Origin of the sequence: Bradyrhizobium sp. STM 3557, assembly GCF_045571465.1 — a bacterium.
Lineage (GTDB): Bacteria > Pseudomonadota > Alphaproteobacteria > Rhizobiales > Xanthobacteraceae > Bradyrhizobium.
Genome location: NZ_CP120697.1, coordinates 6,124,596 through 6,149,924, shown reverse-complemented (window position 1 = coordinate 6,149,924; position 25,329 = coordinate 6,124,596). Strand labels below are relative to the sequence as shown.

The following is a 25,329-nucleotide window of genomic DNA, read 5'->3' as shown; positions in this document are numbered from 1 at the left end:
GAGATGGGTTCAAGCAATTCCGAGATCGTGATCGGCAACGCCAGGATCGTGCTGGCCGATCGGGTGATCGAGCACGGCTGGGTGGCGATCGCACAAGGCAAGATCGCCGAGATCGGCGAGGGCACGGCGCCTACGTATAGCGCGGACGCGGCCGGCGACCTCATCATGCCGGGCCTGGTCGAGCTTCACACTGACGCGCTCGAGGCGCATTTCGTGCCGCGGCCGAAGGTGTACTGGGATCCGATCGCCGCGGTGATTTCCTACGACGCGCAGCTTGCAACGTCAGGGATCACGACGGTGCTGGATTCGCTCCGCGTCTGGACGGAGGAGGGGTCCAGCGGTGTTGACGGCGCAGCTGGCATGTTGGCCGATGCGATTGGAAACGCCCGTGACGGCGGTCTCCTGCGTGCCGATCACTTCCTGCATCTGCGCTGCGAAATCCCGATGCCGACGGTGGTCGACGAAGCCAAGGCGATCGCCGGACGCCCCGATGTGCGGCTGATGTCCTTGATGGACCACACGCCGGGGCAGCGCCAATTTCGGGATGAAGGCAAGCTCCGCGACTACTATCGCGGCAAGGGCGGCGGGAAGACCGACGCCGAGCTCGACGTGATCTTTGCAAGGCGCGCCGCCTACCAGCAGGAATATGCTGAGAAGAACATGCGCGAGATCGTTGCGCTGGCGCAGCGCCATGGCGTTCCGCTCGCGAGCCACGACGACACGACGGAAGAGAATGTCGCGGACGCCGTGAGGGACGGCATTGCCGTGGCCGAGTTTCCGACCACGATGGAGGCCGCACGCGGATTGCACCGGGCCGGCATCAGCATTCTGATGGGCGCGCCGAATGTGGTGCGCGGCGGCTCGCACTCCGGCAACATCGCCGCGATCGATCTTGCGCAAGAGGGCATGCTCGACATTCTCTCGTCGGATTACGTCCCGTCGAGCCTGCTGATGGGGGCGCTGCAGTTGCCGCAGCGCGTGCCTGCGATCGATCTGGCCACGGCGATCCGTACTGTCACCAAGACGCCGGCCGAGGCTGTGGGTCTGACGGATCGCGGTGAGATCGCGGTCGGCAGGCGCGCCGACCTGATCAGGGTGCAGGTCGCCGGCGATGTTCCTGTCGTGCGCAGCGTCTGGCGCGAGGGGCGGCGAGTGGCATGAGCGAGACCGTTGCCGCGACCGCTTCCCCAGCCAGGCTTGGTCCCGGCCGCCTCGTGCTGGTGGTCGGTCCGAGCGGTGCGGGCAAGGACACGCTGATCAATCTCGCGCGCGCCGAATGCGCTGGCGATCCCGACATTGTGTTTCCGCGCCGCGTGGTGACGCGAAGCGCTTCGGCATTCGAGGACAACGAGGAGATCGACGCCGCGGGCTTTCGCCAGGCACTGGCTGACGGCTGTTTTGCGCTCCATTGGGAGGCGCACGGCCACTCCTACGCCTTGCCGCGCGCGATCGACGAGGATATCCGTGCGGGACGCGCGGTGGTCGTCAACGTCTCTCGCGCCGTGATCGACGCGCTGCGACAGCGCTACGAAAATGTCGTCGTGGTCGCGGTCAGTGCGCCGCCGGAGATCCTCGCTACCCGTCTGGCGACTCGCAAACGTGGCACAGATGTCGATGTCGGCGAACGGTTGCAGCGCGTGATCGACGGGGAAGGACTACCGGATTTCAGCATCGTCAATGTCGGCGACGCCCGGGAGCATGCTGCGGTTCTGACGCAGATCATTAAGGGAGAGCGCGTCCAACTCGCCGGCGATGCGAATAGGAAGGGGACTACAGATGTCGATCGTCACCACGATTGATCAACTCGAAGCGATCTATGGCGAAGTCGGCCTGGCTTCGACAGCCAAGGTCGCCGATCACATCACACCGCATTATCGCATCATGATCGAGAAGTCGCCGTTCGTGGCGCTCGCGACCTGCGGCCCGGAAGGGCTGGACTGCTCACCGCGCGGCGACCTGCCCGGCTTTGTCCGCATCCACGATGAGAAAACGCTGATGATGCCGGACCGTCGCGGCAACAATCGAATCGATTCGCTGCGCAACATCGTGCGTGATCCGCGTGTCGGCCTGTTGTTCCTGATCCCAGGCTCCGGCAGCACCCTGCGCGTCAATGGACGCGGGCAGGTTTCCACTGATCCCGATCTCCTGGAATCGTTCAAGATGGAAGGCAAGAGGCCGCGCAGCGTCATCGTAATGACGGTGGACGAGATCTACTTCCAATGCGCGCGTGCCATCGTGCGTGCCGATCTCTGGAATCCAGACAAGCGGGTCAATCCGCGCGACCTGCCGACGCCCGGACAGATCCTCGCCGACATGAGTGCCAATGCAGTCGGCGGTGAAAGCTACGATCGCGAATGGCCCGAACGCGCACGGCAGACGATGTGGTGAGCACAGGCGGCGAGAAGGCGGCGGTCAGGCCGCCAGGTCGAGAAGGCGCGAGGAGCCTCTGACGAGCACTTTGCGGCCGGCATCGGTCATGCAGGGCGTACCATCCACGATCGCCGCGAGCCCGAGCGCGATCAACTGATCGAGAAAGAACCGATTGAGCGGACGACGCTCACGCGCAGGACCACGGAGCGCTTTTAGCGTCTCCCATTGGTCGTGCGTTAGCTCGCTATCGAATTCCATCGTGTTCTGCCTTCAATGCGCGTTGGTCTGCGGCCTCTTACAAAGCGCGCATGACGCTGATGCGACTGCCATGCATCCGTATTGTCACGGGGATTCAATACAGGCGGATGCCTCCGCGCTTAATTCAAATTTGAATGATCGGCTGCGTCGCAATGCGGCATTGCCGGACGCGCGCGCGGGATGTCCATCGGGCCGGATTGGTTAATAAAGCGTGAAAGCCGGCATTCATGCGGAGTAGCGGTTACGCGACTGTCACATCGGCGTGGCAAACGGCGCCATCGAGAGCGCGCGAATCGACCAATGCGGCAGGCGTGCGCCGCGATCGCATGGACCCGCAGCCCTGACACAGAATGTGCCGCTAGCAATGATTGGTCGTTCGGCCTGGCTGCGAGGCCTGGGCGGCGCCGCGGTGAGTCTTGCGGTCGCCGCCGGCGCAATCTACGCGCTGACACACGCGATCAAGAAGCTCGATCTCGCTCATGTCGTCGCCATCGCCGAGTCGACCGATCCGCGGCTGATCGCCATGGCCCTGGCACTGGTCGCGATATCCTATGCCAGCGTCACGCTTTACGATCTGCTGGCACTACGTACTCTTGGACGCGACGACGTGCCGTACAGAATAGCGGCTCTGGCGAGTTTCACGAGCTATCCGATCGCACACGGCATCGGAGCTGTTGCGCTGATCTCGCCCGTGGTCCGCTATCGAATGTACGCGCCGTATAAGCTCGGCCTTCCCGAGATTGCAGCGATCGCTGTGCTGACCGGGGCAACGTTCTGGCTCGGCAATTTGACCGCATTAGGGCTCAGCCTGATGCTTGATCCCGATGCGTTCGGCTGGGTCGATTATTGGCCGCCTGAGCTCAACCGCATTGTCGCCGGCGCCTTGCTTGCGGGTATCGCCGCTTTCGTGATCTGGAGTTGGCCCGGCCGCCGCAGCAGCCGATGGCCGGTGCGGCTGCCGTCCGGACCACTGGTGTTGCTGCAGATCGCCATCGGATTATTCGATCTCGGCACGGCGGCGCTGGCGATGTATGTGCTGATACCAGCCGATCTCGACGTTGAACTGTCACGCCTGACAGCCGTGTTCATTGCAGCAACCTTGCTCGGATTTGCAAGCCATGCGCCTGCTGGAATCGGCATGTTCGATGCGACGATTCTGTTAGGGCTTGGGAGTGACGACAAGGAGCCGCTGCTCGCTGCGCTTCTCGTCTTTCGTATCCTCTACCACTTGCTGCCATTCGTGCTCGCTCTCCTGCTGTTCGGCTGCATCGAGCTTTGGCGTTCGGCGCGAGCAGCGACGCGAGACCGCCTGTCTTGAGACAGCAGCGTAGCTTTTCCATCGGCTGGATCGAAGCGTCGAGGCGAGGCGCGACCAAAGGGAATGTCAATGTTGCATCGCAGTGCGACACCCAGGCGACGGATCAAATTTCAGCAAGCGTGCCGATCAAGCCGTAGCGCAGATAAAGTCATCGTAGCGCACGATAGAGTGAGATCGATCGGGCGCCAATTTGGTAGATGATGACTGCGATCTTGGCTTCGCACCCCCGGAGTGAGGGCATGAACAGACTCGTGGAGATCCGCAGTCAGGAATATCTGTGTCGCGAACGCGCGGCGCTCGACACGCAGCGCAAGGGATTTTGGCTCTCGCAGGCCGAAGAATGGGAAAAGCGCGCGCTTGACGAGATCGCTTCGCACTTTCGAGAGTGCAATCTCAATTGGTCCGATCTTCCATCGATCCCGCATTGACCATCGGTGCGACTTTCGTCATCGGCGCGCCCGCAGCCGATGTGATCTGCTAGGCCAGCGCGTGATCTCACGCGGCTGCGATCGGGCATCTTGAGGGTGGCGAGCCGGCCGTTCTCTTCCGCGTTTCACTCACCGGAATCAGTGCGAAAGCTGCTTCTTCACGGTGTGCCGGACCTCGGCGCCGCAATCCGCGCATTCGTAGATGAAATCGATCTTCGCCATGCTCCAGTGTGGCTCGACCTCCCGCACGAACATGGGCAGCAGGCCGATGCAGCCCGGGCACAAGACCGGTGCGAGTTCGGTATCGTCGCAATGTCTGATGTACGCTGGCATTTCGGCTCTCCCTGAATTTGACCAAGCGAACCTCAACCCGCGCGCGAAACTACCGCTGTCGCGCAGGGGTCCGTCATCAACTGTTTCGAACGGACGGAGAACAGCCGGCACATTGTGTGTGGCTGTGACATTCTTGTAACATCTGAGAGGGCAGGGAGTTCCGGTGATCGAACGTCTTCTGTAACCATCGGGCGGCCGACGGGGGCGCACTCGCGTGCGCATCCACCGTCCGGGTGAGGCGCCGCAATCATGTATGAGTCGAGATCGAGGAATAGGTCGCAGGCTGCCGAGCAAAAGCCTCAGCGCTCTTCCATGATGGTGAAGACCAGGCCCGTGAGCGTCGCCCCGACGCCGAAGGCGAGCGTGAACGTGCCGACGAAGATCGTGAGCGTCACCCTTGGCTGGAAGCTGTGAGCAATCAAGGTCGCGATACCGAACGCGTCGATGAATGTTAGTGCGAACGCGAAGCCGAGACCCAGTGCGACCCCCATCACCGTATGGCAGGCCATCTCGAGCATGATGGTCGGATTGAGCCGCGCCGAACGCTTCCGGGGCCGCATGGGACGAGCTCCTATCTCGGACATGCTGGGATCGACAGCGGGAGAACAGTGCGGCGCCGACCTGCAACGAACATCCAGCCTCGACCGGTTGGCATGATCTCGCCGCCGCGGGCTGTCTCAGCAAGGAAGGGGGCGGGGGATGACGAAGATGGCGCGTCTGCTCTCACCATGTTTGCGTCCAACATGCGTGTGGGTGGAAGCGCATGAGGAACGTTCAAGGCGGAGGCTGGTTCCTCAGTCGGGGTCGGGCGAAACCCTCATTCAACTGGCGGTGATCTTCGATATCGGTCCGGCCGGACAAGTAGTCGCCGTGCTACGAAGTTGCTGGGGAGGATGGCTGACCGGATGACCCGCTGGAAGATAGTTGCAGGTGCTGCAGCCGTGTTGCTCTTCATTGCAGGCTGCAGCGCGTTCGCGCTGGTGTGGCGGCCGACCATCGCTGCCGTCGCCTCGCCATCGCCAGCGTCTTTTCAGCCCGACCTGATCCGGCGCGGACGCGAGCTAGCCGCGATCGGCAATTGCAACACCTGCCACACGGCGCGTGAAGGCCGCGACTTCGCCGGTGGGCTGCCGGTGTCGACACCGTTCGGCACGATTTTCTCGACCAACATTAGCCCTGATCCGGATAGCGGCATCGGTGGCTGGTCCGAGGCCGCGTTTCGACGGGCCATGCGCGCGGGAGTGGATCGCGACGGCCATCATCTGTATCCGACGTTCCCCTATGACCATTTCACGAGCATCTCCGACGAGGATGACCACGCGCTCTATGCCTTCCTGATGACACGCGAGCCGGCACGCGCGCCGGCTCGGGCGAACGAGCTCTCGTTTCCATACGACCAGCGCTGGCTGATCGCGGGCTGGAAGCTGCTGTTTTTCCGTCCGGGGACGTATCGGCCGGAGCCTGGCAAGAGCGTGGAATGGAACCACGGCGCCTATCTGGTCGAAGGCCTTGCGCATTGCGGCGCCTGTCATACGCCGCGCAACGCGCTCGGCGCGGAGCGGACGGGCGCCTCCTTCTCCGGCGGCGAGGTCGACAACTGGCAGGCCTATGCGATCAACACGCGCTCGCCGGCGCCGGTGCATTGGGATCGCGAGGCGCTCATCTCCTATCTGCGGCAGGGGTGGCATGCCGACCATGGCACGGCCCGGGGCCCGATGGCGGAGGTGGTACGCAATCTGTCCTCGGTGCCCGCCAGCGACGTTGCCGATATCGCGACCTACATGGCCGATGTCTTTGGTCCGTCGCCTGCGGGCCAGAAGGAGCCGCCGGCGATACAGAGCTTCGCCGGCCCGCCTGGTGATCCCGGCGCGGCGATCTACGCGGCCGCCTGCGCGAGTTGCCATGAAAGCGCAAGGCCTTTGCCCTATGGCGGCGTCGACCTCGCGCGCTCGACCGCGATCAGCGCCTCCGATCCGCGCAATCTCGCCAATATCGTGATGTCGGGCGTGCAGCCGGTTGCAGGTGAGAGCAGCCCGATCATGCCGGGCTTCGGCGACAGCATGGACGATGGTCAGATCGTCGCGCTTTTGACCTATCTGCGGGCACGGTTCGGCAAGGGGCCGGCGTGGACTCATGTCGAAGATATCGTGAAGCAGGCGCGTCAGACGCAGACCGCTTATCTTCAGCCATCGCTTGGACCACAGAATGCGCGGGCCGACGCTGCACAGCGAGACAAGCCATGATGACATTGCACGTCAACGGAAGGGATCACCAGGTCGATGCCGAACCCGACACGCCGCTGCTCTATGTGCTCCGCGATGACATGAAGCTCAACGCCGCCAAGTTCGGCTGCGGGCTCGGGCAATGCGGCTCCTGCACGGTCATTGTCGACGGCAAGGCGGTGCTGTCCTGCGTGACGCCGATCCTGCTGCTGCAGGGCAAGCAAGTCACGACACTGGAGGGGCTGGGCGATGTCGCAAATCCGGCGCCGATCCAGCGCGCCTTCATGGAGGAGCAGGCCGCGCAGTGCGGTTATTGCATCGCCGGCATGATGATGCGCGGACAGGCGCTGCTGATGCGCAATCCGAAGCCAAGCGATGCCGAGATCCGGGCCGAGCTCGGGCCGCATCTGTGCCGTTGCGGCACTCACATGCGCATCCTGCGCGCGATTCATCGTGCGGCGCACCTGATGGATCTGACTAGGACCACGACGGGGAACGGGCGATGAATGGTCCCATCAATCTCGACCGACGGCAGGTGCTCGCCGGCGGCGGCGCGCTGGTCGTGAGCTTCTCCCTGTCCGGTGCGGCCTCAGCGCAAGTCCAGGGAGCGGCGGATGCGAAAGCGACACCAGCCCTGCCAGGCAGCCTAAAGGCTTCACCCTATCTCGATTCCTGGCTGCGCATCGAAGCCGACGGCGCGGTCACGGTCTTCACCGGCAAGGCCGAGCTGGGGCAGGGTTTCAAGACCGCGTTCCAGCAGATCGCGGCCGAGCAGCTCGATGTGCCCCTCGCATCGCTGAAGGTGGTCACCGCTGACACCGGCCTCACCGCCAACGAGGGCTACACTTCAGGCAGCCATTCGATGCAGGACAGCGGCACCGCGATCCTGAACGCGGCCGCGCAGGCGCGGGCGCTCCTCGTCGCGGAGGCTGCCAGGCGGCTTGAGCTTCCGACGGGCGGGCTGCGCACGGGGCACGGCGCGGTGATCGCCTCCGACGGCCGCCGGCTCACCTACGGCGAGCTGGTCGCCGATGGCATGCTGCATGTCGAGGCACAGCCAACCTCGCCATTGAAGGATCCTGCAACCTTCACGGTGATGGGGCAGCCGATCCAGCGGGTCGACATTCCGGCGAAGGTCACAGGCGGCCCGGCCTATGTCCAGGACATGCGGCTTCCCGGCATGGTGCACGCGCGCGTGGTGCGGCCGCCGAGCTATGGGGCGCAATTGGCCGCCTGCGATACGTCTTCGGTCGAGACAGTGCCGGGCATGGTCAAGGTGATCCGCGACGGCAATTTCCTCGCGGTGGTCGCCGATAAGGAGTATCGCGCCATCAAGGCAATGCAGGCGCTTGCGGCTGCCGCGACTTGGCAAGAGGCAGCGCGTCTGCCGAACCAGCGCGACCCTGCCGAGATCCTGCTTGGATTGCAATCAAAAGACAGCGTGATCTTTGAACGCGGCGACGCGGCCGCAGCAGGGCGTACGACGCTGGAAGCGACCTATACGCGACCCTATCAGTCGCATGGCTCGATCGGACCATCCTGCGCGGTCGCGCAGCTGGTCGGTGATCAGATGACGGTCTGGACGCATACGCAAGGAGTCTATCCTGACCGGCAGGCGATTGCCGAGATGCTGCGGGTCCCGCCGGATAGAGTCCGCTGCATTCACGTCGAGGGTTCCGGTTGCTACGGCCACAATGGCGCGGACGATGTCGCTGCGGATGCCGCGCTGATCGCGCGCGCGATGCCGGGAACGCCGGTGCGCGTGCAATGGATGCGTGAGCAGGAGCACGCCTGGGAGCCGTTTGGTCCGGCGATGGTCACGAAGCTGAAGGCCTCGCTCGGTGCCGATGGCAAGATCGCCGACTGGCACTTCGACGTCTGGAGCAATACGCATTCGATGCGGCCAGGCGGTGCTGGCTCGTTGCTGGCGGCTCAGCACATGGCGCAGCCGTTCGCGGTGCCGGCGCCAAAGCCCCTGCCGCTGCCGGAGGGCGGCGGCGATCGCAATGCAATCCCGATCTACACATTCCCCAATGCCAGGATTGTGCATCACTTCATTCCGGAGATGCCGCTGCGGATCTCGGCGATGCGCTCGCTCGGCGCCTATCACAACGTGTTCTCGATCGAGAGCTTCATGGACGAGCTCGCCACTGCCGCAGGCGCCGATCGGGTCGAATTTAGGCTGAGCCATCTCGATGATGTCAGGGGACGGGAGGTGATCGCCAAGGCCGCGGAGCGCTTCGGCTGGACCAAGAACCAGGAGCGGCCGCGCGATCGCGGCTTCGGCTTCGCGTTCGCGCGCTACAAGAATCTCGCGGCCTATTGCGCGATTGCCAGCGAAGTCGAGGTCAACCGCGAGACCGGGCGCGCGCGGCTGGTCCGAGCGGTCGCTGCCGTCGACAGCGGCCAGGTGGTCAATCCGGACGGCCTGACCAACCAGATCGAGGGCGCGATCGTGCAGTCGGCGAGCTGGACCCTGTTCGAGAGCGTCAGCTTCGATGATCGCAGGATCACGAGCATCGATTGGCAGACCTATCCGATCCTGCGCTTCGATGCGGTCCCGGACAGTATCGAGGTGCATATTATCAACCGGCCGGGACAACCGTTCCTCGGCAGCGGCGAGACCGGGCAGGGGCCGGCGGCGGCGTCGATCGCAAATGCGATTGCCAACGCCACCGGCAAGCGGCTACGGAATCTGCCGCTGACGCGCAAGCGCATCAAGGACGCCATCGACGCGTGAACCGCCGCCTTCGCTCCCGTCCGTGACGGGAGTGCCGACGGTGCAATGTGCAGATTGTTTGGGAGTAGACGCCATGACGCATGCCATTCGCTTTCACAAGCCTGGTGGGCCAGAGGTGCTGGTCTGGGAGGAAGTCGAGGTCGGCAAGCCCGGACCCGGCGAGGCCCGCATTCGCCACACCGCGGTCGGGCTCAACTTCGTCGACATCTACACCCGCTCCGGACTCTATCCGGCGCAGTTGCCGAGCGGACTCGGCGGCGAGGCCGCCGGTGTGGTCGAGGAGGTGGGTGAAGGCGTCACTGATCTGAAGGCGGGCGATCGCGTCGCCTATGGCCAGGCGCCGCTCGGGGCCTATGCCGAGGCGCGGCTGATTCCGGCCGACCGGTTGCTGAAGCTGCCCGACAGCATCGACGACAAGACCGCCGCGGCGATGATGCTGAAGGGGCTGACGGTGCAATACCTGATCCGGCAGAGCTATCGCGTCAAGACCGGCGACACCATCCTCTTACATGCGGCGGCCGGCGGCGTCGGTCTGATCCTCGGCCAATGGGCCAAGCATCTCGGCGCAACCGTGATCGGTACCGTATCAAGCGAGGAAAAAGCCAAGCTCGCGCAGGCTCATGGCTGCGATCACACCATCATCTACACCCGCGAAGATTTCGTGAAGCGGGTCGACGAGATCACCGGCGGCAAGAAGGTGCCGGTGGTCTATGATTCCGTCGGCAAGGATACCTTCCTGAAGTCGCTCGATTGTCTGGCGCCGCTCGGCTATGCGGTGCTGTTCGGCCAATCTTCCGGAACCGTCGAGCCGCTCAATCTTGGCCTGCTCGCCCAGAAGGGCTCGCTGTTCGTCACGCGGCCGACGCTCAACACCTATGCGGCGAAGCGCGAAAACCTTGTCGCCATGGCCAAGGAGCTGTTCGACGTGGTGCAGTCCGGTGCGGTGAAAATCGAGGTCCGCCAGACCTATCCGCTGAAGGACGCGGCCAAGGCGCAGGCCGATCTTGCCGCACGCAAGACCACGGGCTCGACCGTCCTTACGGTGTGATCCAATCCAGATCGGGCACGACGACGTGGAGCGCTGCGTTGCCGTGCCCAGGGTCGATCCATCTGCGGAGCGGTGTTGCCCGCCTGCTATATTCGTTCGTGCTTGCGCAGGTCCCTGAGGTGGTCGAACCGGTTGGCCTGCAGGTCGATCTCGCCCGCTTCGATCTCGGGCACCGCGGCTTCCGCCAGGATGTCGGTCGTGATGTCCTCGACCGACCGATCGTCGATTTCGTGGATGAAGCTGATGTTGCTGTATTCTCCGGATGCCACGCGCGCGACCACGTCGCGCCGGGTCATCTCGGGATCGACCACGGCTTCGCGTCCACGCCGGCCATAATCGATCATCACCACAAAATACTGCATGCGGAAAACCACTCGGGCTCGTCACTATGCAGTCAGTATTTCCGAAAAACAGAAAAAAGTCAAGTTCTGAATTCTGACAGCGGAACGGGATCGACCAACCGAAGCCGCGGACGACTCCGGTTGGTCGCTGGCTGGTGTGGCAGGTACCTGACCGCGCCGGCTGCCGGCTCGTTCCGCTATTTATCCCGCGATCGCGAGCCGCCGGGCTTGGCGGCCTGTCGGGCACGAGCTGCCGTCTTGGCCCGCATCCGTTCGATCTGGCCGCGCGGCAGGGTCACGCAGATCTCCCCGATCCAGTCCAGCTTGACGCCGATGATCGGCTTGGCGTTGAAGCTCTTCAGGTTCACCAGCGAGGGCGATTTGCCGCGCTCGATCGTCTTCAGATAGCGCTCGCCGGTCTTGAGGCGAACGACCGCTTCCTCCCCATAGAAGCTCGCCAGCGGATGCCGTTGCTGGCGATAGACGACGATGACGTCGCCGCTCTCATATTTCGGCAACATCGAATCGCCGGACACCTCGAATGCGATCGTATCCTCCTCGATCGGGAACGGCAGGGCGACCTCGCCGACGCCCTCCGCCGGCACCTGCTCATATTCGGGCTCGATCACGGCGCCGGCACCGACCCGGCCCATGATCGGCACGGAATTCAGTTCCAGATATTCCATGATGATCGGGACCTCGGCCGCCTTGATGAGCCGCAAGCCCGATAGAATCTCCGAGACGGCTCCCGGGCGCACGCCCATGGCGCGGGCGAGCCCGCCTTTGGATTTTCCGGTCTTCTCCAGCCCGCGTTCTATCATGGCAACGTCCAGCATGGTCCTGTCCTCGTTTGCGAATCTGCCGGAACTATACATTTCCGATAATCAGAATACAAGCTTGACTTTTGCTTCCGAATATCAGAAAATACCTCTGCGTTCCCTGGATGGCAATAGCTACCCCAGGATGCGCACAAGAAAGCAGGAAGAGGCAAGGATGCAACCGACCGATTGGCCGACGGAACATTCGCGCGCGCTGCGTGAGCTTCACGCCAAGGGCATGTCTTATGGCGAGATCACCAGGGAGATGAATGCACGATTCGGGACCGCCTACACCCGAAATGCCGTGCTCGGACGTGGCAAGCGCATGGGATTTGTGTCGCCCGGGACCACACGGGAGCGGCAGCCGCCGCAGCGATTGATGGCGAAAGCCGAGCGTATTCAGGCCTGTATGACAGAGGAACGCCGGGGGACCCCGATTCTGGTCGCTCCGGTGCCGCGTGCCGAACCGGTCCAGCTCCGCTGCGTGGGCATCAGCCCCCGGCTGATCAGCCTGGTCGATCTGGAGCCGGGCGACTGCCGCTATCCCTACGGCGGTGACAAGGATGGCGATCCGATCGTGTTTTGCGGCCACCCCTGCCAAGCGGGATCCTGCTATTGCACCCCGCATTTTCACCTGACGCGCAACCCGGAAGGAATTGTCGAGCGCCCTTTAGGCCCTGTGATCCTGCGACTGGTCGAAGCCGCATGACGCCGCGGTGAATCCTGCCGGTTTTGGTCATCCCCTGCTGCTTTATCTTTTGACTGGAGACATTCAGAATGGCGCGCGCCAAGCGGAACAAGTCGTATCGGATTTCGAAGAATCATGACCGGCGCGCCGGCGATCTGCCGCGCAATGCGGAAGTGGTCGCGGTCAAGGTGGACGATCCCCTCGCGCTTAAGCCTGGCGAGAAGATCGTGGCGCTGCGCTCGATTCGCCATGACCCGCTGGGCCGACTGCATGCGCATCATCAGATCGATGAAGCGCAATATCGCGGCGGCCGTGCCTTTCAGAACGACTGGGAGCGGGCGGAGCGCGGCCCACAGGCGATCGATCCGGGACGCGAGCATGTCGACGGCGCGCGGGGCCGGGAGCCGATCACCGAGGGGCAGCGCCAGGCGGTGCTGCGGCTGAACCGCGCCGAGCGCGAGCTTGGCGCGGACGGGGCGGCAATCGTTCATGACGTGCTGGTGCAGGGCCTGACGATGGAGCAGGTCGGCCAGAAGCGAGGCCTCTCCAGCCAGCGCTGGACCGATTACTTCTCACGCCGGTTTCGCGAGTGCCTGGACCGCCTGGCTGTGCTCTATGGTTTTGCGACGACGGGTGCGACGCCGAAATCGGTTCTGGTCGGCGTGCTACGGCAGCCAGGAGATCGGTCGCGCTGATCGAGAGGCCGTCTCGCCGCGCGCCGCACGACGATCATGCCCCGTGATCAGAATCCGCCCGCGTTGAAGTTGAGCCGCTGCGTGACGTCGGAGGCCGCCTTGCTCAGCGGCATCGCATAGTCGACGCTGAGCGGGCCGAACGGCGAGGCCCAGCTCAGGCCGACGCCGGCCGAGGAGCGTATGATGTTCTTGTTCGCGATCTGCGCCGATTGCGTCGGACCCTTGTAGCCGAATACGCTACCCGCATCGACAAACGCCGATGCCTTTAGGCCATACTCCTGGGGCAGGCCGGGGATCGCGCTCTGCAGCTCGGCGGTGGTTGCCCAATATAGGCTGCCCCCGACATTGTCCATCGTCGAGCCTGGCGTGAGGTCTCGCGGACCAAATCCATTCGGTGCGAAACCGCGGACCATGCTGGGGCCGCCGAAGAAGCTGTTGAGCAGAGGGGCCTGCTGGCCGCCCCAGCCGGTGATGTAGCCGCCTTGGGCGCGCACCATGCCGGTGAGATCGCTGTTGATCGACTGGTAGTAACGGGTGTCCTCGGTCGTCCGCAGGAACTTCACGTCGCCGCCGAGCCCGGCAAGATCCTGGCTGAGCTGCGACCTGAACCCGCTCGTAGGGGTCTTGTTGTTGTCGAGCGTGTTGTAGGTGACGGTGTTGCCGATCGACGAGACGAGTTGCGGCCCGGCGGCCGCAGCCTGCCGGATCGGTAGCGATACGGTCGTGGCGGATGGCCCCGGCGCCAGTGTGACGTTCTGGTCGTAGAGCGAATAGCGCCAAAGCATGCTGGTCTGCTCGGTGACCGGCATGCCCAGCGTCAGGTTGCCGCCATAGGTGTTGCTGCCGTAGGATTGGTAAGGGCTGACATCGGTTTGCCGATCGAACACCTCGGCGCCTGCTGTGGCGCGGCCCACCGCATAGGGCGAGGACACCGACAGGTCCGCGCCGCGTGCAAACTGGCCGTAGGTCACCGATGCCTGCACGGCGTTGCCGGTGCCATAGAAATTCCGGTCACCGACCTTGACCTCCGCGAGCAAACCATCGGTCGTGGAATAGCCGCCGGAGATGTTGAAGTCACCGGTCGCCTGATCGTCGGCCTCGATGTCGAGCACGACGCGATCCGCCGCCGAACCCGGCTTGGTCGTGATCTTGACCGTCTTGAAGTAGTTCAAGTTCTTCAGCCGTCGTTCGGCCCGGTCAATGAGAGTCTTGTTATAGGCGTCGCCCTCGCTGATATCGAACTCGCGCCGGATCACATAATCACGCGTCCGGCTATTGCCGTGAGTCTCGATCCGCTCCACATAGGTCCGCGCTCCCTGATCGATCACGAAGGCAATGTCAGCCCGATGGGCCTGCGGGTCACGCGCAATGCGCGGCTCGGCATGGGCGAAAGGAAAGCCGCGCCTCGACATGTCGGCTGTGAGCGCCTCGCTCGCCTTGTCGAGTAGGCTGGCATCGAACGACGCGCCGGTGCGCGCGAGCAGCAGGTGGCGGAGCTTCTCGCAATCGAGCCCCGGCACGTTGCAGACGATGCTGATGTCGCCGAAATGATAGAGCTCGCCCTCGTCGATCGCGAAGACCACATCGAAGCCGTTGCTTGCCGGGTCGTATGAGGCGCTGGCGTTTGTGACGGTCGCGTCGGCATAGCCGTGATTGCGGTAGTACTGCCGCAACAGCTCCCGATCCCCGTTGATCTGATCGGGGTCATAGACGTCGCCGCCGGTCAGAAAGCTCAGCGCGCTCGTGACCGAGGTCTTGATGATGGCCCTGAGCTGCCGATCGCCGAAGACATGATTGCCGGTAAAAGAGATCCGGCGCACCGTTGTCTTTTTCCCTTCGACGATATCGAACACGAGGTCGACACGGTCATTGCCGCGGTCGATGATCTGCGGTGTAACCCGGACATCGTCCCGGCCGGCGCGGTGATAGGTCTCGACGATGCGGTTGACATCGCCTTGAACGGTGGCGCGCTGCAATCCTCCTGATGGTTTGGACTGGATCACGGCGGACAGGTCTGCGTCCTTGACCTTCTTGTTGCCTTCGAAGACAACTTTGTTGAGCGTTTTGGCTTCCGTCAGGTGAACCACGATGCGTTCGCCGGCATCGGTGATCTTCACATCCTCGAACTGGCCGGTCGCGATCAGCGCCTTCAGGGCTGCATCGCGCGCGGCGGCATCGTAGTGGCCGGCCTGGTCGGCGTGAAAATAGCTGCGCACCGTGTCGGCATCGACCCGGCGATTGCCTTCGACGGTGATGGCCTGTTGCGCCGCAGCCGGGACAGAGATACCGCTCAAGGTCGCGACGGCGACCATCGCCAGCAGCCATCGCGGGCTCCGATGGCTTCCCGTCATTTCCCGCAAGCTCATTATGCGACGCCTGTTCATGCTCGACAGCGGCGCGATGCAAGGCGCGGCGCGCGGCGAAAGAATGTCCGCTCCCTCCGATTGCGCGATTGTGAACGGCGCCACGATTCCGGCGCAATGGAACGGCTTGCCTGTCGCATAATTGTCGCAGTGCAGGATCAAAGGCGAGCGCGTAGTGGGTACGAGCTGACGACGCTCGGTCGTTCGTGGCCTCGTTGAAAGCTTGTGCCCGAACGCGTTCGTCGGAGCAGCACATGCGCTACGTTGTTCTTGCGGTCCTTGCCTGCATCCTTGTCCAGCAGGCCCGCGCTGCCGTCGCGCCCGAGATCGACCCGCGCGCCTCCCTCGGCGTGGTTCAGCAATGGATCTACAATTATCGCACCAAGCCGGACTACGCGCATGTGCCGGCTGCGGTGCGGGTGCTGTTTCACACCCAGACCTTCAAGGAGCCCGAGAATGCCGGCATCTATCTGGGCTTCATTGCTGGCGCGATCGGCTCCAATCCGGCCAAGGCCGAGCAATTGGTGAACAGCTTCTTTCCGGTGCCGCCGGAGGACGAATGGGTGATCGTCCGCGCGATCGCCTATTCCGGCCTGCCGGACTGGCGCAATCTGATGCGCAAGGTCGAGCTCAGGATGCCGGGCCGCCGCGTTATGATCGAGGGTTATCTTGCCGGAACGCAGCCGACTTTGATGGACATTCCGCTCGAGGAGCCAAAGCCCGGCGTGCTCGATAAGCTGCGTGGGACGCTGACGCGCAATCCCTTCGCCAAAGAGGAGCGCAAGCTCGACACCAAGCTGACCTATGCGACAAACCAGGATCTGCTCGATACCCTATGGGGCTACTATTTTGCGACCGGCTCACATCTGCCGATCCAGCGCATCATGCACATGCTGCCATGGTCCAAGAGCCGCGATACCATCGACAAGCTCACGATCGGAAGCATGGCACGCTATACGCTTGCGAGCTACGCCGTGCGCGATGCGGGACTGCGTGAGTACCTTCGTGAGCAGCTCGGCCGGGAGTCCGAGCCGATCAAGGCGCCGCTGACCGAGGTCGTCGAGGCCGCCGATACGGTCCAGCTCGGCGCCGTGCGCAAGGATGCCGTTGCCGCCGTGGAGGAATTGAAAGCCAAGGGCTCGGATGCGCGGCGTAACCTGGACTTCTGGGGACAACTCGGCGTCGGCGCCGTCGCTCTTGGCTGCGTCTCGGCAGCTGCATTGGGACAGGTGGCGGTTGGAATTCCCTGCGTGATTGGTGGCTCTGCATCCCAGGGTCTGCTGTCATTCTGGGAGAAGCAGCAGTAGGCCCGACAGGGACGTGGACGAGGGGCGATCATAGTGATCATCTCGATCGGCTTCACCGCCCGCTGCTGTACACATTGGATGCCGCACCTCGGCATAGGGACCGCGCGGATATCACCCGTTGGTCGCCCGCCAATTCGATGGTCGTTGAAGTGAAGCCATTCTCTCTGAACATGCGATGAGCGCCGGCAAGGCCGAGCAGAACCAGCGCATCGCTGCCGATGTTGCCCGTTTCCGGTCGCGCTTGATTCACGGTGGGGACTACTCGTGATTGCAGTAATGCTGCCGGCCCTGATCTGGCGCCTGCTTGACGAGGAGAGATTGCTGGCCATGAACCTCGCAAGCCGTCGTGAATACCAAGACAAGGTGCGTCATCGGTTACTGCCGTGGGTGTGGTAGGACGAGGGGGCACCTGGTCCTGCTCCATCGGGGAATAGGGAGCGCAGGCTTGCAGGTGGCGTCGATCGCTATCGCGCGGCGATCATGGAGGCTGCGGCGCCATGCCGTCGTTGCGCGCGAGGGAAGTCGTGGGGCTGAAGTCATGGGGCTGTTGTCGTTCGTCGTCGTCCTGATCGTATTTTACGCCTTTGCCTCGATCCGGATCGTGAAGCAGTATGAACGCGGCGTGGTATTCCTGCTCGGCCGCTTTGTCGGGGTGCGCGGGCCTGGCTTGACGCTGATCTTTGCCCCGGTCCAGCAGATGACGCGCGTATCCCTGCGCACCGTGACCATGCTGGTCCCATCGCAGAAGATCATCACGCGGGACAACGTCTCGATCGATATCGCGGCCGTCGCCTACTATCACATCACCGATCCCGAGCGTTCCGTGATCGCGATCGAGAACGTCTACAGCGCCATCAGCCAGATCAGCCAGACCACGGTGCGCAATGTGGTCGGCCGCTTCAGCCTGGATCAACTCTTGGCTGACACCGCAAGCATCAACGACCAGATCAAGAACGTGATCGATCAGCACACCGAGCCCTGGGGAACGCAGGTCACGGCGGTCGAGATCAAGGATATCGTGCTGCCGGAGAACATGCAGCGCGCCATGGCCAAGGAAGCCGAGGCCGAGCGGGAGCGTCGGGCCAAGATCGTCGCCGCCGAAGGCGAGTATCAAGCGGCGGTGAAACTCGGCGAAGCGGCCGATATCATTACACAACATCCAGTTGCGCTGCAGCTGCGAACGCTGCAGACGATGGCCGAGATTTCAGTCGAGAAGAACTCGACTATCATCTTCCCGGCACAATTCATGTCGACGGTTCAGGACGCGATCGCGATGCTCTCGAAGGAGACGGTCACGAAATAGCGGGTGCGTTGCGGCAGGCAGGAATGAGCGCTGTGGCGAAACCGCGCGGCAGCAGGGATGATCAGGCTATGCCGACCTTGGCCGCAGCAGGGTAGACCGGCTCACGATGGATTTCAGCGCCCGATTCATCGACGATTACGATCGACAACTTCCGGTCGGTGAGACGGGGGTCATGGCGAAGTCTGCGCGCCAGATCCCTGCTGTGTTCGATAGCGCCGGCGACGGTGGCAAATTCGAGCCCGTTCCGGCCTCTGGTCGGAATGCCGTTCTTCATGTCGAAATAGTAGGTTCGCATGCTCGTTCCCGCAGCCGCTGCCGTCGCAGACCGGAGAAGCGGAGCCCTCCGGCATCCGCATCCCATTTTTGTGCTGCAGAATTCATTAACGGCCGGGGTCTGGCGGGACAAGCATACCGCTGCCAATTTCCGGTCGGCGGGGGCCGCAATCGACCATTTTTGCTGGCCTTGGAAACCAGAAGCTGCCAGATAGCTCAATTCCTGCCACCCGGCTCAGGCCGGCCGCTTAGTTCGGCTTGCTGCTTGGGTTGTTCCTTGGCATACTTTCAACCTCGTCGGGCTCGGCGCGTTCGATCTCCAGACGCGCCATGCGTAGGATCAGGGTCGCCGTCGTCAGGCCGAGACTTTCAGCCTCAATTGCTGCAGTATCGACCTTGCGTACGAGGCCTTCACGTTTGCTAAGAATGGTCATTACCGTTTCCTGTCAAAGGTGCGAGATGAAAAATCCCACGTTCCTGGCGGAGCTGCACAAGAAGCTCGGAGCTCCATCGAGCGAAGCCATGGAAAGCCTTCGGTTGTTGAAAGCCTTCCTGAAACTGGCCCCCAGGCAGCGGTACGAACTTATCGAGACGGCCGAGCGCCTTGTGAGCGACGCTGATTCCGATCGTCCACTGTCCTGAAGGATAGCCTGTCAGTTTCCGCCCGCAGCCAATGCCGGCGGCCGGGTGGCGATTGCGTAGATCGTCTCATCCAGCGCTTCTGATTGGTGCAGCGTGCCTGCGGGCAGAAGGATCGTGTCGCCGGGATTGCAGACACGCTCGCCGCCATCCCAGATGAAGTTCAGCCTGCCGCTGATCACGACAAGGATCTCGTCGACCGAGTGAGTGTGGAAGGCGTGCACCTTGCCGGCCGCGTCGCGCTGCAGTTCGATGCAGCCCTGCTCCGGCAGCAGCGCCATGATGGCGGGATCGATCGAAAATTCGGTCTTCGTTCCGGCGATGATCTGGGTCATGCGGCCTGCTCCGTGTCCTCGATGGGTGAAGTCTTGGTCTGTGCCAGCCGGTGAAAGGGGCATTCGGGCGCCGGCTGGTTGTCATCGTAAAGGAAGTACTGACTATACTCGCGCCCCTCGGGGTCGCCGTAGCGGCCGAGCAGGGGGGACGGGCTCGTCGTGTCGAACGGAACGAGCCGCTTGCGCACTTGCGCGAACGCGGCTGCGGCAGCCTTCTCGGTGCCGAGGATCTTGTCGAACACCCAGCGCGGCTGGAACGTCATCATGAAAGCGCTCGAGCGGCGGCTCTGCCGCATGACATGTGCAGGCGTGCTGCACACCACGAAGATTGGCTCGCCGGCAAAGGAGAACTCCCACATCGGGTGATCGACCGCTTCCGGGATTTCGGCTGGCCACGGACTCTTGTCGATGCGCGCCAATTCATCGAGCGTGCGCCAGAACTTCTTGTAGTAGGCATCGAGGGTTTGCACCGGGCGCGGCCGGGTGAACAGCACGAGCGAGGTGTTCGGTCCGTGCGAGCGTGCTTCCGAGACGAACAGAGCAAGCTGCTCGCCGAGCACGCTGACGTCGAGCGGATCGAGAAACAGATAACGGAGCTGGTCCTGACGGTACCCTGCAACACCGAAGACGCAGGGAAAGGGGCGGGCGTCACTGCACATCTGAGCTTCAAACTCCGAAAACAGGACCGTCTGCCAACTGCTGACTTGGTAGTTCGAGCGGACGTCGGTTTTCCTCAAATACAGACGCGGCATTCGGACCCCTCTCTGTTCTTATTGTTACGCACGAAATATCAATTTGCGCCTCATCAGCAGCGGACCAACGATGCCCGGCACCGACATGAGCAGAAGAATTCCGATCAGGGCCGCGTAGCCGGAATCGCTTGCCGCGATGCGTATGCTGTGTCCGCCGTCGGGACCGAGCCCGCTCGCGGCGACCATTGCCATGGCGATCACCGGCTGTGAGAGGCCGGCAAAAATGCCGGCTGAAGTGGTGTTGACGGAAGCGCCGACGCCGATCAGCTCCGCCGTATAGAGCTGCTTGGTGGACTTGAGTACGAAGGGAACAGTGCCGCCTGCGACCAGTCCGAGGATCGCAAACACCGTCCCGACATAAAACAGACCGAGCGCATGGGCGAAGACGGGCAGCAGCAACGCGATCAGCGCCATGCGCAGCAGGCAGATTCCGATCAGCGCGCCGTCCAGCGCGTTCGTCCGGTCGGCGGCATGACCGAGGAAAATCGAGCCCAGCGCATTGCCGATCATGAAGGCCAGCAGCGGCGTGCCGGCGGCCGATGTCGAAATGTTGAAGTAGTGCGCGACCATCGGAATTCCCCAGACGCCCGACAGCGTCGTCACCACCGCAAAGTGCGAGGCGAAGCTCATTGCAACGCCCCAATTTGCACCCGAACCGAGCGCCTGCCAGCTCGCCAGAAGGACGCCTTTGAACGTCTTCCTGCTCTGCGGTCCCGGCGCCGGCCTCAGCGTCGCCGACGCAAAGGCAAGGTTTGCGACCCCGACGCAGGCGATGAAGACGAAACAGGCGCGCCAGCCGAAGCCGCTGATCGCCGCAGCAAGCGGCGTGGTCGCCAGCACGCCGCCGACATAGCCGGAGACTTGGGAGATGCCCGACATGATGCCGAAGCGTTCATCGGCGAAGCTCTGGGCTACGAGCTTGAGCAGGGCGGTGAACACCAGCGCATCACCGCAGGCTACGATCAGCCGCGCCACGAACACGTCGAACAGGCTGGGTGCCAGGGCGAACGCGGCGCTGCCAAGCGCGGATGCCGCCATGCTCGACAACACCACGCGCTTGACGCCGTAACGATCGACGAGCAGGCCGGCGGGAATCTGCATCACCGTGTAGCCCCAGAAATAACTGGAGGCGAGCATCGCGACGCCGGAGGCATCGGTGCCGAAGTCATGCATGAAGCTGAGGCCGACCGTCTGCGGAGACACCCGCTGCAGAAAGGCGATCGCATAGGCGATCGCGACCGTTCCCCACGCGATATAAGCGCGATCGATGAAGCGGATCGGAGAGGGCAGAACAGCCTGCTGTCCGGACATCGCCATCATGGCCTCGCATAGCCGACCGAGAACAGCGCATCCGCCGTATCGGGAATGAGCCTGGAGATGGCCGCATCGATCACTGAGGCGGTGCCGTGATAGCTCTGACGGTTGTGCTTGATGTGGCCATAGGCGCCACGCATGATCATGCCGGGGATTTCGAGCTGCTTGCCCGGATAGAGTGCCTTGCACATTTCAATGCAGGCGGCCTGCAGCTCGGGGTCCGCCTTGTCGCCGAGTAATGACGGCGCCACCCGGTCGCAGATCTTCGCGTTCGCCGCCCATACGATCGGATTGCGCGTCCGCCAACCGTAGAGAACGGCGCCGTCTGCCGATGCCGACTTGTCAGCGCGCTTGAGGATCTCTGACGTGAAGAACCCATAGAGGCCGCGGCCTTGGTGTGCGGGCAGCACTTCCGTGCCGCTGCGATAAATGGCCAGCCGGTTCGCGATGCGCATCACGCGATAGACCGAGAAGGCCACGAGCGTCGCATGATCGTAGACGAGAATGAGACTGTATTTCTTATCGCAAGGCGAGGAGGCCGTGGTCCAATGCGGCTCAGTTGCTTTCCAGTTAATCGCAATGATCGCATTCATCGCATCCATCAGCGGCTGCTGATCCGAAGGCGCGACCAGGGAAGCATCGGGAAGGCTGTAGATCGTGTAGCCGGTCCAGGGCGAGGCGATGGTCTGGGATTGGGCGTCCAGATGTCGCGACATGGCGGAAACTCCAGCTCTTCAAGGTAGAGCTATACAGACCGCGGTCGGATGGCTTAAAGGACAATATGCCCTCGAATTCTGCCAGATCCCGCAACGCCGCAGCGCACCAGAAGGCCCCCGAAAGGTGCGTGGCGATGGTGGCGTTTCCCGGGGTGACGCTGCTCGATATTTCCGGCCCCGCTCAGGTCTTCGCAGAGCTGAGCGAGATCGAGCTGCCGGGCCCGAATTATGCGCTCGTCTACGTGTCGAGCTCCGGAGGACTGGTGCCGACGGATGTCGGGCTGATGATCGATACCGTACCGATCGCAAGCCTGAAGCCGCATCAGGTCGACACGCTGCTGATCCCAGGTGGCCCCGGTATCTGGAAGCTGCCGCAGGATGAAGTGCTGATGAACTGGATCGCGCGCGCTTTGCCGAAGGCGCGGCGGATCGCCTCGGTGTGCCTTGGGGCATTCGTGCTGGCCTGGACTGGGGTGCTCGACGGCAGGCGCGCGGCGACGCACTGGCGCTATTGTCCACGGTTGCAGGACGGCTTTCCCAACATCAAGGTCGATCCGAATGCGATCTTCGTCCAGGATGGGCATGTGTGGTCATCGGCGGGTGTCAGCGCCGGAATCGATCTCGCCCTGGCGATGATCGAAGAGGATTTCGGACATACCATCGCGCTCGACATCGCGCGGCGTTTGGTGGTCTTTCTCAAGCGTCCCGGCGGCCAGAGCCAGTTCTCGACGGTGCTTGCGGCACAGGCATCTGACGTCGAGGGTCGTTTCAGCGCGCTGCACGCCTGGATCATCGAGAACATCGCGAGCGACCTGCGCGTCGAGAATCTCGCGGCAAAGGCGGGGATGACGCCGCGAACCTTTGCACGCACCTATGTCAATCGCACCGGCATGACGCCCGCCAATGGGGTCGAGGCGCTGCGCGTCGAGACCGCGCGGCTGCTGCTCGAAAGCCGGCAAGTCGGCAGCGTGGTCGAGGTCGCCAAGCGCGCCGGCTTCGGTGATGACGAGCGCATGCGTCGCGCGTTCCTACGCCATCTCGGCGTCTCGCCGTCAGAATACCGAAGCCGGTTCTCGGGTTGAGCACGGTGATGATTGCCGCGCGTGTCGCCTGTCTGGCATCATCCGCCGACGTGAGAACGCCACGGACGCCTCGCCGCAAATGTGCTAACTGGTTCCTTACCTAGCGGAGGATAGCCAAGATGAGCGAACCGAAACTGGACGTGCCGACCGAACTGCGCGAGCTTGCGGAGAAAACCATCGAGCAGGCCGAGCGGGCTTTTCAGATGTTCTTCGATGCCGCCGGAAAATCGATGTCCTCGGTTCCCGGACCGGCCGCGGACATTTCCAAGCAGGCGCTTTCGCTGACCGAGCAGAATATGAAGACGGCCTTCGAGCACGCGCGCAAGCTCGTGCACGCAACCGAGCTGGAGGAGGCGATGCGCATCCAATCGGAATTCCTAAGGAGCCAGTTCACCAACGCCGGAGAGCATATGCGGGAGATTACGACCCGCATGATGAACGTAACTAAGAAGCCGACGCAGGACCCATCGTAATTCCGGCCGGCGCCGACTGCTCATCCGCAGCAGGAGCCCGGAAAGTGCGATAGATCGATCCGGGCAAGCACCGATCTCACCGCCATCGTTAGGCGGTGAAGCAGCGACGCCGACCCGCTCGGGGACGGCATATCGGCGATAGAGAGTGGCTGTTGCCTACGCCGGTCGCGCCTGAAAGTCTCCAGAGCTTCGATCGACGGTAAGCGAGGCCTCACTCGGGTCAGGGAAGAAGCCGGATTTTGCATGATATGATCATGGCGCAGCGGCATCGACCGCGCCTTGATTTGTCTCAATCAATGGCATGAGACGATCAATGGCATGAGAGGACCACTTCAAGCGGCGGCGACGACAAGCCGAAATGGCGTTGGCAGGCCGCGATCAGCGGCCGGATGAGGCCGCCGGTAGGTCAGAACGGGTAGCGGCTCCTTGCTGCGTCGCGCCGGACTTTGCCGCACGAAGAGCTGCATCGATCTTCGATTTGACGCGCCTGGCCGCCAACGCGGCGAGGCGCGTCTGCGTTCTGCCGGTCTTGACCTGGTCGCCGAATTCGTACCGCCATTCCCAAATGTCCGGTTCCGCCGTCGCCACGACCGTAAATTGAACGCCTCTGTGGATCACGGAAGCCCCCTTTACCACGTGGATGAAAAACAGCTTCTCTTGGATTTGCAATCAATCCGGGCAAATACGGGGCCGGACCAATTATCAGATGCAGTCGGCAACCTCACTCTCTGGTATTGGTTCCCAACGGCTCCTGATATCAAACCGATGAATTGGCACTTCGGCACGGATTCGACGACCCCGTAGGGCGAATTCGCTTCGATACACCCCCGAGACCGGAGCGTCCCGCATGTCGGTACCGGTGGACGGCGCAGCCTTTGGTCCCGAACAATTGATGGATCGATCCCAGGATGGTCGACAACGAGCTTGGGATCCCAGCAGCTCATCGCGCCGAGCGGCTGACGTCGATCGGCATGGCCCGGCCAGACCGCTTCAGGACGGCAACGAGTCGATGTGGCGAAAATGTGCCGGCGATTTATTTGCCCGGGCGAATTGCCGGCACTCAATTCAATACATCGGCGCTGTTGGCGCGATGCCGGATAAGTCGCCATGCAGGTGCCGGCCTTTCGATGCGATCACTCGAGCCCGGAGCATTAGAGCCGGCGAGCCACCGCAATGCCGAACAGGAAAGCAATGAACAGGCTGGCGAGCGGGGCTTCGCGCGTGATCGCGGCAACGGTCGATAGCGTATTGCCCGGACGCTGTGCCTCTTGGACCGTGGCGCTGAGCCGGTCGACCGCCGCGCGCAGCGCGCCGGTGACTTCGCCGAGCGTGCGGGAGACGTCGGTCGCCGTATCGAGGGCGCGTTCGGCGACGCCGGGCTGCGCACTGGTTTCGAATGGTTCGGTGCTCACGATCGTAGTTTCCGGCAGCAAGGGGCTTAGCGAGAAAAATGCGCGCTGATGAATTTGGTTCCTGAAGGAAAGGATGTCCCGACGCTTGCCGGACATATGCC

General features: G+C 63.0%; 30 protein-coding genes. 16 read left to right on the top strand and 14 right to left on the bottom strand.

Annotated elements, in window-relative coordinates:
- Positions 1–3 precede the first annotated feature (3 nt).
- The 3 genes from P6U24_RS28440 to P6U24_RS28430 are packed head-to-tail and all read left to right on the top strand — an operon-like array spanning position 4 to position 2,388.
- Complete coding sequence (locus P6U24_RS28440) at positions 4–1,161, top strand: alpha-D-ribose 1-methylphosphonate 5-triphosphate diphosphatase (RefSeq protein ID WP_407155746.1); 1,158 nt, start codon at positions 4–6, stop codon at positions 1,159–1,161.
- The gene (gene phnN, locus P6U24_RS28435) at positions 1,158–1,799 is read left to right on the top strand and encodes a phosphonate metabolism protein/1,5-bisphosphokinase (PRPP-forming) PhnN (RefSeq protein ID WP_407155745.1); all 642 of its coding nucleotides are present in this window, start codon (positions 1,158–1,160) and stop codon (positions 1,797–1,799) included. The genes P6U24_RS28440 and phnN overlap by 4 nt, the downstream gene beginning before the upstream one ends.
- Positions 1,777–2,388 (top strand): pyridoxamine 5'-phosphate oxidase family protein, encoded by a 612-nt coding sequence (locus P6U24_RS28430; protein ID WP_407155744.1) that lies wholly within the window; start codon positions 1,777–1,779, stop codon positions 2,386–2,388. The genes phnN and P6U24_RS28430 overlap by 23 nt, the downstream gene beginning before the upstream one ends.
- A gap of 24 nt (positions 2,389–2,412) precedes the next feature.
- Here P6U24_RS28430 and P6U24_RS28425 read toward each other — a convergent pair whose 3' ends face one another.
- A complete protein-coding gene (locus P6U24_RS28425) occupies positions 2,413–2,628 on the bottom strand; it encodes a hypothetical protein (protein WP_407155743.1) in 216 nt (71 codons plus the stop codon).
- Positions 2,629–2,992: 364 nt separating this feature from the next.
- Between P6U24_RS28425 and P6U24_RS28420 the strand changes: the two genes are divergently transcribed.
- A complete protein-coding gene (locus tag P6U24_RS28420) occupies positions 2,993–3,946 on the top strand; it encodes a YbhN family protein (RefSeq protein ID WP_407155742.1) in 954 nt (317 codons plus the stop codon).
- 239 nt (positions 3,947–4,185) lie between these two features.
- The gene (locus tag P6U24_RS28415; protein WP_407155741.1) at positions 4,186–4,374 is read left to right on the top strand and encodes a hypothetical protein; all 189 of its coding nucleotides are present in this window, start codon (positions 4,186–4,188) and stop codon (positions 4,372–4,374) included.
- A gap of 138 nt (positions 4,375–4,512) precedes the next feature.
- Here P6U24_RS28415 and P6U24_RS28410 read toward each other — a convergent pair whose 3' ends face one another.
- Both P6U24_RS28410 and P6U24_RS28405 read right to left on the bottom strand, forming a co-directional pair.
- The gene (locus P6U24_RS28410) at positions 4,513–4,707 is read right to left on the bottom strand and encodes a hypothetical protein (protein ID WP_407155740.1); all 195 of its coding nucleotides are present in this window, start codon (positions 4,705–4,707) and stop codon (positions 4,513–4,515) included.
- Positions 4,708–5,006: 299 nt separating this feature from the next.
- Positions 5,007–5,267 carry a hypothetical protein gene (locus tag P6U24_RS28405; protein WP_407155739.1) on the bottom strand — a complete coding sequence of 87 codons (261 nt, stop codon included), beginning with the start codon at positions 5,265–5,267 and terminating at the stop codon, positions 5,007–5,009.
- Positions 5,268–5,612: 345 nt separating this feature from the next.
- Between P6U24_RS28405 and P6U24_RS28400 the strand changes: the two genes are divergently transcribed.
- The 4 genes from P6U24_RS28400 (at position 5,613) to P6U24_RS28385 (ending at position 10,717) form a co-directional block, all read left to right on the top strand.
- Entirely contained in the window at positions 5,613–6,950 is a 1,338-nt protein-coding gene (locus P6U24_RS28400) for a c-type cytochrome (RefSeq protein WP_407155738.1), read from the top strand.
- Entirely contained in the window at positions 6,947–7,435 is a 489-nt protein-coding gene (locus P6U24_RS28395; protein ID WP_407155737.1) for a (2Fe-2S)-binding protein, read from the top strand. Before P6U24_RS28400 ends, P6U24_RS28395 begins: the two co-directional genes overlap by 4 nt.
- On the top strand, positions 7,432–9,669 hold the full coding sequence (locus tag P6U24_RS28390; RefSeq protein WP_407155736.1) for a molybdopterin cofactor-binding domain-containing protein: 2,238 nt from the start codon (positions 7,432–7,434) through the stop codon (positions 9,667–9,669). Before P6U24_RS28395 ends, P6U24_RS28390 begins: the two co-directional genes overlap by 4 nt.
- Before the next feature lie 73 nt (positions 9,670–9,742).
- On the top strand, positions 9,743–10,717 hold the full coding sequence (locus P6U24_RS28385) for a quinone oxidoreductase family protein (RefSeq protein ID WP_407155735.1): 975 nt from the start codon (positions 9,743–9,745) through the stop codon (positions 10,715–10,717).
- An 86-nt stretch (positions 10,718–10,803) separates the two neighbouring features.
- Here P6U24_RS28385 and P6U24_RS28380 read toward each other — a convergent pair whose 3' ends face one another.
- Together P6U24_RS28380 and P6U24_RS28375 are read right to left on the bottom strand one after the other, a co-directional pair.
- Entirely contained in the window at positions 10,804–11,079 is a 276-nt protein-coding gene (locus tag P6U24_RS28380; protein ID WP_407155734.1) for a hypothetical protein, read from the bottom strand.
- Between the two features lie 176 nt (positions 11,080–11,255).
- Positions 11,256–11,894 (bottom strand): helix-turn-helix transcriptional regulator, encoded by a 639-nt coding sequence (locus P6U24_RS28375; RefSeq protein ID WP_407155733.1) that lies wholly within the window; start codon positions 11,892–11,894, stop codon positions 11,256–11,258.
- Between the two features lie 157 nt (positions 11,895–12,051).
- Between P6U24_RS28375 and P6U24_RS28370 the strand changes: the two genes are divergently transcribed.
- Entirely contained in the window at positions 12,052–12,585 is a 534-nt protein-coding gene (locus tag P6U24_RS28370; RefSeq protein ID WP_407160626.1) for a GcrA family cell cycle regulator, read from the top strand.
- Positions 12,586–12,653: 68 nt separating this feature from the next.
- Complete coding sequence (locus P6U24_RS28365; protein ID WP_407155732.1) at positions 12,654–13,259, top strand: DUF6456 domain-containing protein; 606 nt, start codon at positions 12,654–12,656, stop codon at positions 13,257–13,259.
- A 47-nt stretch (positions 13,260–13,306) separates the two neighbouring features.
- Here the strand turns inward: P6U24_RS28365 and bamA are convergent, their stop codons facing one another.
- Positions 13,307–15,610 carry an outer membrane protein assembly factor BamA gene (bamA, locus tag P6U24_RS28360; RefSeq protein WP_407155731.1) on the bottom strand — a complete coding sequence of 768 codons (2,304 nt, stop codon included), beginning with the start codon at positions 15,608–15,610 and terminating at the stop codon, positions 13,307–13,309.
- Between the two features lie 266 nt (positions 15,611–15,876).
- On the opposite strand from bamA, the gene P6U24_RS28355 reads away from it, so the two are divergent.
- Both P6U24_RS28355 and P6U24_RS28350 read left to right on the top strand, forming a co-directional pair.
- Complete coding sequence (locus P6U24_RS28355; RefSeq protein ID WP_407155730.1) at positions 15,877–16,929, top strand: hypothetical protein; 1,053 nt, start codon at positions 15,877–15,879, stop codon at positions 16,927–16,929.
- 538 nt (positions 16,930–17,467) lie between these two features.
- Positions 17,468–18,232, top strand: a complete 765-nt coding sequence (locus P6U24_RS28350) for an SPFH domain-containing protein (protein WP_407155729.1) — start codon at positions 17,468–17,470, stop codon at positions 18,230–18,232.
- Between the two features lie 61 nt (positions 18,233–18,293).
- Here the strand turns inward: P6U24_RS28350 and P6U24_RS28345 are convergent, their stop codons facing one another.
- Positions 18,294–18,527, bottom strand: coding sequence for a DUF6894 family protein (locus P6U24_RS28345; protein WP_407155728.1), 234 nt, complete (start codon positions 18,525–18,527; stop codon positions 18,294–18,296).
- Positions 18,528–18,753: 226 nt separating this feature from the next.
- Positions 18,754–18,939, bottom strand: a complete 186-nt coding sequence (locus P6U24_RS28340) for a hypothetical protein (protein WP_407155727.1) — start codon at positions 18,937–18,939, stop codon at positions 18,754–18,756.
- A 25-nt stretch (positions 18,940–18,964) separates the two neighbouring features.
- Here P6U24_RS28340 and P6U24_RS28335 point away from each other — a divergent pair, with 25 nt between their 5' ends.
- On the top strand, positions 18,965–19,147 hold the full coding sequence (locus P6U24_RS28335; protein ID WP_407155726.1) for a hypothetical protein: 183 nt from the start codon (positions 18,965–18,967) through the stop codon (positions 19,145–19,147).
- An 11-nt stretch (positions 19,148–19,158) separates the two neighbouring features.
- On the opposite strand, the gene P6U24_RS28330 is transcribed toward P6U24_RS28335, so the two are convergent.
- From P6U24_RS28330 to P6U24_RS28315, 4 genes are all read right to left on the bottom strand, one after another.
- The gene (locus P6U24_RS28330; protein ID WP_407155725.1) at positions 19,159–19,479 is read right to left on the bottom strand and encodes a cupin domain-containing protein; all 321 of its coding nucleotides are present in this window, start codon (positions 19,477–19,479) and stop codon (positions 19,159–19,161) included.
- Positions 19,476–20,138 (bottom strand): YqcI/YcgG family protein, encoded by a 663-nt coding sequence (locus P6U24_RS28325; RefSeq protein ID WP_407155724.1) that lies wholly within the window; start codon positions 20,136–20,138, stop codon positions 19,476–19,478. Before P6U24_RS28325 ends, P6U24_RS28330 begins: the two co-directional genes overlap by 4 nt.
- A 117-nt stretch (positions 20,139–20,255) precedes the next feature.
- Positions 20,256–21,548 carry an MFS transporter gene (locus tag P6U24_RS28320; RefSeq protein WP_407155723.1) on the bottom strand — a complete coding sequence of 431 codons (1,293 nt, stop codon included), beginning with the start codon at positions 21,546–21,548 and terminating at the stop codon, positions 20,256–20,258.
- Entirely contained in the window at positions 21,548–22,261 is a 714-nt protein-coding gene (locus P6U24_RS28315) for a hypothetical protein (protein WP_407155722.1), read from the bottom strand. Before P6U24_RS28315 ends, P6U24_RS28320 begins: the two co-directional genes overlap by 1 nt.
- 65 nt (positions 22,262–22,326) lie before the next feature.
- Here P6U24_RS28315 and P6U24_RS28310 point away from each other — a divergent pair, with 65 nt between their 5' ends.
- Together P6U24_RS28310 and P6U24_RS28305 are read left to right on the top strand one after the other, a co-directional pair.
- A complete protein-coding gene (locus P6U24_RS28310) occupies positions 22,327–23,343 on the top strand; it encodes a GlxA family transcriptional regulator (RefSeq protein ID WP_407155721.1) in 1,017 nt (338 codons plus the stop codon).
- Positions 23,344–23,462: 119 nt separating this feature from the next.
- Positions 23,463–23,816, top strand: coding sequence for a phasin (locus tag P6U24_RS28305; protein ID WP_407155720.1), 354 nt, complete (start codon positions 23,463–23,465; stop codon positions 23,814–23,816).
- 378 nt (positions 23,817–24,194) lie between these two features.
- Here P6U24_RS28305 and P6U24_RS28300 read toward each other — a convergent pair whose 3' ends face one another.
- Both P6U24_RS28300 and P6U24_RS28295 read right to left on the bottom strand, forming a co-directional pair.
- A complete protein-coding gene (locus P6U24_RS28300; RefSeq protein ID WP_407160625.1) occupies positions 24,195–24,434 on the bottom strand; it encodes a hypothetical protein in 240 nt (79 codons plus the stop codon).
- A 533-nt stretch (positions 24,435–24,967) separates the two neighbouring features.
- Complete coding sequence (locus P6U24_RS28295; protein WP_407160624.1) at positions 24,968–25,228, bottom strand: hypothetical protein; 261 nt, start codon at positions 25,226–25,228, stop codon at positions 24,968–24,970.
- Positions 25,229–25,329 lie beyond the last annotated feature (101 nt).